At 69.7% G+C, this 1,208-nt stretch carries 1 protein-coding gene; it reads right to left on the bottom strand.

Annotation, left to right across the window (positions count from 1 at the left end; translation table 11 throughout):
* Window positions 1-47: 47 nt before the first annotated feature.
* Window positions 48-1,013 (bottom strand): ABC transporter substrate-binding protein, encoded by a 966-nt coding sequence (locus CH341_RS31390; RefSeq protein ID WP_111423624.1) that lies wholly within the window; start codon window positions 1,011-1,013, stop codon window positions 48-50.
* Window positions 1,014-1,208 lie beyond the last annotated feature (195 nt).

The raw sequence follows: 1,208 nt of genomic DNA on the forward strand, positions 1-1,208 counted from the left end.
ACGGCCGCCGCGCGGCCTCCTCAGGGTGAGGACGGAGAGCCGACCCTCTACTTGCGCGGCGGGATCCTGATCAGCTCGTCGAGCTGGGCCTTGGTCAGCGGCGCCGGGATGACCTTGAAGGCGACGGCGTCGCGCATGACGATGTCCATGCCGGCCATGGTGTCGGGATCGAGCAGCGACTTCGGGAAGAACTCGTCGCGGATCCGCTTGGCGGTCGCCGGCGTGGTGCCGGCGAGCTCGGCGTAGGAGGCGAGCGCCGCGTCGTCCGAATACATCCAGTCGATCGTCTCGCGATAGCCGGCCATGAAGCGGGCGAGCGCGTCGCCCTTCTGCTGCAGCACGCGGGCATGGGTGATCAGCGTGCGGATCGACTGGTCGCGCACCTCGGGCACGTCGGTCGCCTTGGCGACGATCCTGATCTTGCCCTGGTCCATGGCGTCGAAGCCGAACGGCGGCGACGACCAGCCGACGTCGATCTGGCCCGACATCACCTGGGTGAAGGTGGCGGGCGGGCTGCCGGTCGCCACCGGCTTCGACTTGAGGTCGTACTGCTTGACGAAGGCGAGCACGACGCTGTTGGTCGACGAGCCGTTGGTCGAGTAGGCGATGGTGGTCGCCGCATCGGCGTCCTTGATCGACTTCAGCTTCGATTCGCCGCGCACGTACCAGAAGTCGGCTGCGCCGGTCGCCTGGGCGCCGAGGATGCGCACCGGCGCGCCCTTCGCGAAGGCGCCGACCACGCCGAGCGTGCCGGCCGCGACGCCGATGTCGACGCTGCCCGACAGCACCGCCTGCTGGGTCTCGCCGCCGCCCTGCGTGTAGAGCAGCTCCAGCGTCAGCCCGTGCTTCTTGAAGATGCCGGCCTTCTGGCCGAGCTCCGGGATCGCCGTGTCCCAGTTGCCGCGCTGCCCGATGGCGAGCTTGAGGGTGTCCTGGGCCAAGGTGGGGGTGGCGGACGCGAGTGTCGCAGCGAGCAGGACGGCGCCGAAGCGCCACGGTGCGTTCGATCTCATCGGGGGTCCTCCAGTTTTTGTCGCCGTTCAACGCCGTAGGGTGGGCGACGCCGTGCCCGAGGCACGCCGTGCCCACGCGGTCGGACTCGTTCCGACCTCACCCTGAGGAGGCCGCGAAGCGGCCGTCTCGAAGGGCGAGGGCGGCCGCGCCGATTGGGATTCGGCTCTCGCGAACCGGGGCCGCATGGTTCGAGA

The sequence above is a fragment of the Rhodoplanes roseus genome (assembly GCF_003258865.1).
Lineage (GTDB): Bacteria > Pseudomonadota > Alphaproteobacteria > Rhizobiales > Xanthobacteraceae > Rhodoplanes > Rhodoplanes roseus.

What these genes read in the sequence shown, in the direction of transcription:
- CH341_RS31390 (WP_111423624.1), bottom strand. Translation starts at nt 1,013, where the DNA reads ATGAGATCGAACGCACCGTGGCGCTTCGGCGCCGTCCTGCTCGCTGCG.